Below are 9,109 nucleotides of genomic sequence, written 5' to 3'. Positions count from 1 at the left end.
GTTCTCCCCTCTTGCGGCCACGCGAACAACCTTCCCGTAAAACTCTTTGTCAGGAAAGGCGTCGGCCGTGATCGTCACTCGCTGCCCGACCTCAATCGTGCCGATGTCGCTCTCATCGACCGAGGCGAGGACGAAAAGCCGCGAGAGGTCCGATAGGACAAGCAAGGTCGTCCCGCCGCCCACATTGCTGGTGGGGGATGATATGATCTGCCCAACCTCCACCTGGCGGTCAGCAACCACACCATCGATTGGCGCAAAGACCTTTGTGTCCTTGAGCCGCTGTCGCGCCATTTCAAGCTCGATCTCGTTGGATTCAACCTGGTCCTCTGCCAGTGCAACGTCCTGACGCAGCACTTCCAGAGCGTCTTTCTTGACCTCGAGCTCCGCTAACGTGATCTTAGCGTTCTCCAAATCAGCGGTAGCAAGAGAGGCGGCAGTCTGCGCAGTCTCATTCTCCTCGATGCTGACGCGGTTTGCCTCAAGCAGCTTCTTGGTGCGCTCCGCCTTAGCATGGGCATCTTGGAACTTGACCCGAGCCGACTTGAGAGCTGCCTGGGCCCGCGCCATATCGTTGGTCAGGTCCCGCTCAGCTGTCTTCAAATTCTGCTGAGCCTGAACCAGCCTGGCCTTCGATGACGACAGATTCACCTCGGCCTGTTTGACCCGGCGCTCTTCGTCTATGGGGTCCAGCTCGACGAGCAGGTCCGCCTTTTTGACTGGGTCGCTCACGTCATAGGGCACGCCAGTGACCTCGCCGCTTGCCTTGCATTTTATCTCGACGTCCAGATTCGAGACCACTCGCCCAGTGCTCTCTATTTTTAGCTGAATTGGCGCGTGTGTGGGCCTCACCGTTGTCGCTTGAGAATCATCCGCGGGATCGCCGTTTCCGCCGTTATTCCACAGATAACAGCCGATAGCTATCCCCACACAAACAATGGTGATTATCACGATCTTTCTTTTCATACTATGTCTCCTATTCAAGAGCCGATCCCACACCCCGGCGAGAGAGCAAAGTCCCTTCCGTCAGATAGAGCGATGTGATGGCTTGTATGTAACGAACCCTGGCGGTCACTTCGTCCAGCTGAGCCTGAATCAGGTCCCTATGAACCTGTGAGACATCCAAATTCGTGGACTTGCCCACTATGAACCTGTTCTCCTCAACCTTGAGCTCTTCCTGCCTGCTTTTGACGACCTCATCAGTTGCCGCAATACTCTCCCACTGCCTCTCGACCTCGAGGGCCGCTTGCCGAACCTCGGCCTCGATTACCCTCTCGAGGTTCTCAATGGCAACCTCGGCCTGTTGCTGATGAAACTTCGCGCGGCGATGGCTGGCTATTTCTGCCCTGTTCAGAGGGGACATATCTAGTGAAAGACCGAACTGATAGGAATCGAACATAGAGTCGTTCAGATGACTGCTCGCATCGCTCCCGGTAGCTCCACTGCTGAGCCTTCCGTAAGAGGCGAATGCATCGAGTTTGGGGAGCAGCCCGTTGCGGGTTCGGACAACTTCCAGGTCCCGATTGGCCAGCTCGAGGCGCGATTGGGCAAGCTCCGGTCTGTAAAGGGCCGCGAGCCTAACGCTTATCTTAGGGCTCAAGTCAACACGCTCAATATCAGCAGGATCGAGCGTCTCAAACGTTAAGCCCCACTGTGCCTCAGCATCAGGATTCAACAGACGGATGAGATCAATAGTTCGCTCCCTGACCGCAATTCTCGCATCGACGAGATCAGCCTTGCGAGAAGCCAGTTCAGCCTCTGCCGAGACCCTTGAATCCCTGGAAAGCTTACCGACAGCAATCAAGTCCTGGTTCAGCCCAAGCTGGTCCTTGGCCAGCTGAACCGAAAACTCTCGTATCTTCAATGTCCTTGTGGCAAGCACCAGCTCCCAGTAAGCGTTCTCAACCTGATAAACCAGCTCCAGAACGGAGGACCGGAACTCGTGGCGGCTCTTGGCCGCGGTGTTTCTTGCCTGCCGCAGGGTGACCAGATTGGCGTCAGGGCCTATACCCCGCAGCAGGGACTGATTGAGGCTGACCGACCAGGAGCCCTCGTAATCCCAATCAGAGGAAGAGCGGCTGCGAGAGAATCCTCCGGAGAGAAAGACCTCCGTGCCCGTGGGCAAGAACTCGGATATCGACAAGTCGGTCTGGAACTGTCGCGAAACCACAGGCTCCCCGACCGCAACCGACGTGAGGCCCGTTTGGCTATATGGCCGCGTGTCTCTGCCGTAGGAGACTGTGGCCAAAAGGGCCGGATCAAATGCACCACGCGACTCCTGAATATACGTTGCTGCAATTTCGGGCTCAAACTGTGCCACGGCCAACGACCGATTCCGCGCAAGAGCCGTCAGGACCGCACCATCCCGCGTCAGCGCAAGAGAACTCGCCTGTGGCGCCGGGGCCACGCCCGACTTATCGGAGGGTGGTTTGGCTCTCTCCTCCTCCTCAACTGCTTGAGCTGCCGACTCCTGCGCGACCTCAACAGATTGAGGCGGCTCGACTGTCTGGGGCGTCCAGCGAGGAGCATGCGCACAGGAAACCAAGCAGGCCACCAGAAAAACAACTGGGATAACCCGCAAGAACCAGGGCTGAAAACGTCTCCCCAGGCCCCAATTCTGACGAGCTGCTCCGGTCCTCAAAACCATCACCTCTCAATCACTCCCTAGTGTTGTTACACCGTTGATATTCTAGCTTGTCAATTCGCATCGCATTTATATGTCGTCCCTAAAGACAACAAATCTCAACAAAGAGTTTAACAATGTTTGATGCCTATCGCAGACCCTGTAAACATCTGGGCAGCCTTGCTGCGAATTGCTCTTGTCATCCAGCTGAGCTTTCGTGAGTTTTTTGCTGAAGCACAAAAAAGGGGACGCGCCCGAACTGGACGTGTCCCCTTTGCTCTTATTGGCGAAGAACGTCACCCAGTCGCGGTCATCACCTGTCAGTTGTCAGTGAAAGGACAAGAGGCGGGACAATCTAGCTTCTCTGCCCCGGAAGGCCCCTGGCTCTCCATCATACGCATGGGGCGCTGGTGCATTCTGCGAAACATCCTGGCCTCGAAGAGAAGGAACTGAGCCTGCTGCTTCACGGAGAGGCCCGCCGTGAATTCATTGATTCTGGTCTTGAAGACATCCATTTCTGCCTTCATTTGCTCCTGAATCGCCTTCGCCTGTGCGATGAGGCGCGAAAGTGCCTCTTCATTCGGCTCGTCCTTGGCCAGCTCTTCGCGGACCGCGGCAATCACAGGCCGTGCGGCATCCATGATGTCTCTCATCTTCTGATGGTGCTCATCGAAAATGGCCTTAAGCGCCTCAGCCTGGTCTTCTGTTAGCCCGAGCTTATCGACAAGTGTGTCGAAGCCACGCTGCCCTACCTTTTCTCCTGTGGAACCGTTCATCGCCATCGGCCCTTGACCCCACCTGGCGAACACGAGCCCCGCGCCGACGAGCCCAACGAGAGCGATCACCACAACGACCGCAGTCTTGGTTCTGTTCATCACGTCTTCCTCCGTTGTTGTGTTCTGATCTTACGATCAATTAACTGAAACAAATACTTTTACTCAGATAAATAACCGCTGTCCTTCGATCTCCCCATCGCCAAACCGACAGGATTTGTGCTCCATGCGATCTCCCTAAATAACTATCGCCCTCTGTCTGTCCATATAGACAGGGCAGGATTCAAAAAGGTTTAACGGCCGATGCGACGGCGCCAGCGGCTCTTCTCCCCAGGCGAGGCGGAGGCTCTCTGCTTGAGACATCGGGGGCTGAAGGCGAGCTCCGTTTCGGTGCGAACCGACCCAGTTCGTTCGCCGGTAAAAGCACCTATGGGAGCGGAGGCTCTCCGCCGAGGCGACTCTCCTGGCCCCTCGTGAGACGAGCGATATTTGCGTGGTGTTTGGCGATGATCAGGGCGGCCATAGCGGCGGCCACACCGATGCGGGCAGAGGAGGCGCCTCCTATCCATAGGGCAATCGGCATCGCGAGCGCGCCAGCGATTGAACCGGCGGATACAAGCCTTGTGAGCGTCACTACCGCGAGGAATGCGCCGAGTGCAAAGATGACGTAGAAGGGGGCAATGCCCAGGAAGATGCCAAGCCCCGTAGCGACGCCCTTGCCACCTCGGAACCTAAGGAATACAGGAAAACAGTGCCCAACCAGCGCTGCGGCGCCACAGATGAGGGGTAGAGCATGGTGGGGAGACGAGAATTGCTCGGCCACCGCGACGGCGGCGTAGCCCTTTGCCACGTCAAGCAGAAGAGTTATGACGCCAGCCGCCTTGCCGGCAGCTCGCAGAACGTTTGTGGCTCCGATGTTGCCGCTGCCGGTTGTGCGGACGTCCTTGCCAGCCAGCCGTCCTATAATCAGCCCGAAGGGGACCGAGCCCAGGAAGTATGCGAAGATGACAAGCGCTAGCTGCATTCGGCGCGGGTCTTATCGAGAGGCGGTTTCACATATTGACCTCGAATGTGCTGCCCGACAGGTCGCCAAGGAGGAGCCCGGTGCTTGGGTCTGCAAAGGCGGCGAAGACAATATAGTTGCCGCCTGTTGAAATGGGCGTTGAACCAGGCTGGACATCGCAGGTGTAAAGAGGAAAGTCGCGAGCCGTGAAGTCAGCTGGCAGATAGAGGTTCATCATGGTGTAGTCTGACGTCCAGAATGGGTAGAACAGCAGCGCCCCGTCTGGGCAGACGATGGCCGTTCCGAAATCAACGCTCACACCCGGCCCCACGTAGGCGGCCTGTGCGAATATCTCGAGCGTGTCGCCCGTTTGGTACACGGGGTAATCGGCCTGCACATCGAGGCCCAAGGCGTTTGCGCCACCTGGGTCAACCACGCGCAGGGCAGCCTGGACATCGAGCTTGCCGTAGCCGTAGATGTCGTTGTGGACCTCGCCAGTGAACGAGTCGGTGGCTGCGCTTTGCGAGAATACCTGCTCGACATCGTCGGGAGTAAGCCCGGGCGAGCACTGGAGCAAGAGCGCAACGGCTCCGGCGACGTGCGGCGAGGACATGCTCGTGCCTGCGGCGACATAGTAATAGTAGTCGTGCACTGCGTCTTCGGTATAGTAGTAGTATGTGCCCATCGCGTAGGTCTGCGCCGAGAAGGCTGCCGCGATGTATTGCCCTGGGGCAGCTATCTCGGGTTTTGGCCCAGTCAGGTCGGGCCGTCTGCTCGGGCCTTGGCTGCTGAAGTCGGAGATGACGCCGACCTTTGCATCTGAGTCATATTGTCGCTGCCCGAACACGTCGTACCACTCGTTTCTCGTGACGTATGAGCCGACCGAGATCACCTGCTTGGCGTAGGCCGGATACGTGATAGACGACCTGCTGTCTCCCCCCACAACCCCGGTCTGCTCGTCAAGGAACAGCACGTAGCTCTCCTCGCCGGCCCAGGCGTCGAAGTAGCAGTTGCCTTTCACGGTGATGGTCCATTCGTAGAACAGAGATGACCAGAAATCTGGGCGAATCGTTATGATGACGTGCCGTGAACCGTTATTGGGATTCGAGGTCTCTGTCGCATCGATGTCGTAGGTGGCTATCTCGGACCCGGCATCCATGAGGGCACTGCCCCAAACCGAGTCGCCCGGCGCAACAAACTGCCCGTGCTCGATCGTTCCCCCATACCAGCTATCAATGGCGCCGAGAGCAACCTCAATATCGCCCGGCGGTTCATACCATAGCTCGATCGAGCCTTCATCACTGTAATAGGAGGCGAGGTAGGCCGCAAACTTCTGTTCCTCATCGTTTGCCTCAAACCCGACGTGCTCGAAGTACTTGTTGCCGTAGCCATCATCGTAATAGGCGGAGTTGCCGGCGGAGTTGACGATTATTCGGCCTGGCCCGGTCAGCGCGTCTATCGCTTGGCAGGCAACCGAGGTCCCGTCGTGGCTGCCGGTGTTGAAGCCGAGGGAGAGGTTCACGACGGCCGGCATGCCGAGGCTCTCCGCTTTCTGGAAGATGTAATTGACGCCATCGAGCATCTTGTCGGTCCCGAAGTCGTAGCCGAAAGAGACCTTTGTGAAAACGATGCTTGCCAGGGGCGCTACCCCACAGACGCCCGCGCCGCATCTGCCGTTTCCGGCCGCAATGCTCATCACGTGCGTGCCGTGGCCATCCTGGTCGAGGCCCGTATCCCAAATCGACGGATTCCCCTCAAGTTCGGCGTTGATCTCCGACTGCGTAAACTCCGTCCCATAGCTGAAACCTGCGGGCGGAGCCCCGGCCTCGGTCTGGTCCCAGAGCGAGACCAGTCGCGTTGTGCCGTCATCGTTGCGGAAGTCCCCGTGCGTCCAATCGATGCCACTATCGACATCTCCGACGACGACGCCTGTCCCGTTGTATCTCTGGGACAGACGGATGCCCCAGTTGGCCAGATCACCTTTCGAGGCGGGGATGCTTTTTTTGAGCGACGGTTTCAACACGCGCGCAGCCTCGGCATAGGACAGCGAATCGACTGCCGCAAGCGAATCAAGAGCAGAGACGGGCACCCTGGCGGTCACAAACCGACCAAATCGGCTTCCGACCGTCCCTCCCAGCGAGATAACCGCCGCGGCGAGGTCCGATGCGCCAGCGTCATCAGTGGCCTTAAGAACAAGCCCAATGCGAGGCTCGGCAGCGGTAACAGAGTGTGCTATTCCCCGGGCTCTTAGAATGCTCTCGACCTGAATGGGCTCGGGCTGAGGCCTTTGAAGGAGCGGGTGCAGCAGCACGTCTAGCTTCTGGCTCGGACTGGCAAGGGCAGTCGCTAAAGCGAGGACCAGCAAGAGGCCGAGCAAGATCAGAGTCAGTGCTTTGCTTCTCATCTTACAATCTCCCTGTTATTGAAGGTCCAAACACAGAACTATTGTCAGAATCAGTATTCTGTTATTGAAGGTCCAAAACTGTTGTCAGAATCAGTATTTCGCCTTACTACACCAGTTTAAACTTTATGTTCAACGATATAGACCGTCAATGCACGCGAAAAAACTAACACAACTCGCGGGATTTTCACATCTGCTTTTAGTTTGCGCTCTCTTAACTGAATAATGAGCTGGCCCGAAGAGCGATGTCAACTGGTCTGCAACGAAGAGGAGTTTTCGTAATCGTGCCCGTGCCTGCTGAACTGACGGCGTTCTTCCGGCATCCCCGCAAGGGGATGAACGTGAGTAGCCGCAGGTGAAACCTACGGATCAGGGTCAGAGGAGGAAACATCATCAGCCCTAAAAGGGCTGAACATAGCCCTGTGGACGGGCTGTTCGACCCATTCGGGGTCGCGAGGATACCGACGTGAACGGATTCCGTAGGTTCCACCTACGGCTACTATTGTGGCCCCCCTTCGGGGAACCCAAACACACCATCACGTCAATCCTGATTCCACTGCTACTCTGCGCTCGTGCTACTCTGCGCTTCGCAGAGTAGCAAAGGCTACGAAGCACGAGTTCCTTCTTGGCCAAAACCAAGAACCACAGCCAACAAATCAGCTACCATCTTGGGGAAACTCCTGATATTCGCTACGTCTGCGACATCGGAATTGTATCCGGGCTGGACTGCAATGACTGGGCAGAGACAGGCTTGCCCCTCAGAAATGAGGAGAGATTGACGACACAACGCATAACTCAAAAGGCTCCAGCCCTAAGGTATGCAGCGGTGTTTGGTCCCCAAAAAACAAGAGGGAGCCTAAACGCTCCCTTATCCTCTACTATTGAAAACTCTGCGCAAGATAAGTCGGGAAAGGCTCAGCGCCCCTGCTGCTAATCCAACCTTAGGTTGGGTTCCACATCAGCAGGCACCGAGACCAACGCTTTCCCGCACGACACCTATGGAGAAATGCGGTGGGCGAAAAGGCCCATTTCGTCCAGTAAGGAGAAGACCCTTTCCAAATCTAACGCTTACTTTTCGCCCTCGATGATACTAAAGCCTGATCCCTTCACTTCCCGAAACCACAACATTCGTCTCGTAGCAAAGTATAGCAGGTGCCGTGCCAGTTTACAGATTAGATTTGCGATGCAGCTCCCTTTCGCCGCTCTGGACGCTAGTTACAGCGGCTTCTTACGTTGGAGCGAATCCTCGTTGGCAAAGGATAGGGGTTACGAAAGACCAAGATGGCTTGTTTTTGTATAGAATCTGTAACAATAAATGACACGCAATTCGTCCGCCGGTGGCAACTTGGCTTAATAGGCAGGATGCCGCCAGTGTAACACAGTGTGACAGGAGCCATTCACGAGGCCAAATGGCTTGTGACACATACCAATCGCGGGCCCGAGCCCGGCCGACGCCGCACAGGCACAAACCCGTTGACAACGCCCATCGTCAGCACGCCAAATGTCTCACAACCGGGGCTTGACCTGCGGCAAGCTCTTGTTCACACTTCCCCGCAGAATTGGGGTATTTATATGTATTATGTGGCACAGGAATATGTCACCTGTTACAACACGTGCAGCGGACGTTGCGCCGATCGATGTCGTCATAGTTAGCTTCAACTGCTCGAAGCACCTTGCCAAGTGTCTTGATGGGCTTCGGGAGTGCAGCCACTCGTTCAATTTGAGGACAGTCGTGGTTGATAATGCGTCCTCGGACGGAACGGTTGAGTGGCTTAGATCGGCCTTTCAAGACGTGAGGGTCATTGAGAACAGTCAGAATGTTGGCTTCGCGGCCGGATGCAACGTGGGGATGCTATCCGGGCGTGCGGAGTTTGTTCTGCTCCTGAACCCGGACTGCGTGATTGATGTCGAGTCGCTGCGCAATCTCGTGGAATGCCTCACTGAGCACCCAATGGCTGCTTGTGTTGCTCCCAGGCTCCGAAGCGGGACGAAGATACTTCCACCAGTGTATCGTTCTGTGGTTACGCTCCGAGAGTTTCTGGCAAAGATGCTTCTCTTGGACCGGGTTGCGAGGCGAATCAGGCCCCAGGAACGGTTAGGTGAAAAGATGTGCTCCGCCGCTGTTTCTGCGTCATCCGGAGCACAAGAGGTGGATTACTTCGTCGGCGCTTGTGTTCTGTGCAGAAGGTCTCATCTTCAATCTGTTGGCATGTTTGACCCCGGTTTCTTTCTGTATTTCGAGGACCAGGACCTCTCGTTAAGGCTCCGCGAGCGGGGGTTTGACGTCATGTTTTGCCCGGACGTTCTAGTCG

The 9,109-nt window shown here is 56.5% G+C and carries 6 protein-coding genes; 1 reads left to right on the top strand and 5 read right to left on the bottom strand.

What is annotated here, in order from left to right; translation table 11 throughout:
• From VM163_06485 to VM163_06465, 5 genes are all read right to left on the bottom strand, one after another.
• Positions 1–963 (bottom strand): HlyD family efflux transporter periplasmic adaptor subunit (locus VM163_06485; GenBank protein ID HUT03522.1); only part of this gene is annotated, 963 nt, incomplete at its 3' end.
• Between the two features lie 10 nt (positions 964–973).
• Positions 974–2,644 carry a TolC family protein gene (locus VM163_06480; protein ID HUT03521.1) on the bottom strand — a complete coding sequence of 557 codons (1,671 nt, stop codon included), beginning with the start codon at positions 2,642–2,644 and terminating at the stop codon, positions 974–976.
• A 296-nt stretch (positions 2,645–2,940) separates the two neighbouring features.
• Positions 2,941–3,495 carry a periplasmic heavy metal sensor gene (locus VM163_06475; GenBank protein ID HUT03520.1) on the bottom strand — a complete coding sequence of 185 codons (555 nt, stop codon included), beginning with the start codon at positions 3,493–3,495 and terminating at the stop codon, positions 2,941–2,943.
• A gap of 325 nt (positions 3,496–3,820) precedes the next feature.
• On the bottom strand, positions 3,821–4,417 hold the full coding sequence (gene plsY / locus VM163_06470) for a glycerol-3-phosphate 1-O-acyltransferase PlsY (protein HUT03519.1): 597 nt from the start codon (positions 4,415–4,417) through the stop codon (positions 3,821–3,823).
• Positions 4,418–4,445: 28 nt separating this feature from the next.
• Entirely contained in the window at positions 4,446–6,800 is a 2,355-nt protein-coding gene (locus tag VM163_06465; GenBank protein HUT03518.1) for a S8 family serine peptidase, read from the bottom strand.
• A 1,591-nt stretch (positions 6,801–8,391) separates the two neighbouring features.
• Between VM163_06465 and VM163_06460 the strand changes: the two genes are divergently transcribed.
• Positions 8,392–9,109 (top strand): glycosyltransferase family 2 protein (locus tag VM163_06460; protein ID HUT03517.1); only part of this gene is annotated, 718 nt, incomplete at its 3' end.

This window comes from bacterium (assembly GCA_035527515.1).
Classification (GTDB): Bacteria; B130-G9; B130-G9; order B130-G9; family B130-G9; genus B130-G9.
The sequence above is the reverse complement of the archived record's forward strand: the minus strand, read 5'-3'. Positions and strand labels throughout refer to the sequence as shown.